This is a genomic window from Ewingella sp. AOP8-B2-18 (assembly GCF_052376015.1).
Taxonomy (GTDB): domain Bacteria; phylum Pseudomonadota; class Gammaproteobacteria; order Enterobacterales; family Enterobacteriaceae; genus Ewingella; species Ewingella allii.
The window spans coordinates 1-378 of sequence record NZ_JBQSVB010000071.1 but is presented as its reverse complement, the minus strand read 5'-3'; the positions used below and the strand labels follow the sequence as shown (position 1 = coordinate 378).

The following is a 378-nucleotide window of genomic DNA, read 5'->3' as shown; positions in this document are numbered from 1 at the left end:
TTCCATATCAATGCCCACCTCGTCATAAAGTTCCCGATCAGACTGGTTAAGCCAAACCATCAGCAGCGCGGCGAGGTTGCGCGGGTCATAAATCCGATAAGGAAATCTGTCCCACGTCAGCGCCGCGTCATAACGGATGATGGCTAGGCGGTACTGGTCTAGCCCCAAATCCCTTTGCGCCGGGATAAATTTCATTTCATCCATGAAACTGGCGAACCCGGTACCGGCGAAAGTGCGCTTTGGCATGCTCGCAGTGATGAAAGCGGTCAGCTCATCCAACTGGCTCATATTTTGCGCACCCCCACGCGGCGTTTTCCCTTGATGGCTCGGATAGCGATCGAACCTTCGGCCAGCAGGCTATTGCGGGTTTCCTCGCTT

Annotated in this window: 1 protein-coding gene; it reads right to left on the bottom strand. The window is 54.8% G+C overall.

The window, feature by feature from the left end; all coding sequences use genetic code 11:
• A partial coding sequence (locus ACT3RR_RS23185) for a phage tail protein (protein WP_496201178.1) occupies positions 1-288 on the bottom strand: 288 nt, incomplete at its 3' end.
• Between the last annotated feature and the right edge of the window lie 90 nt (positions 289-378).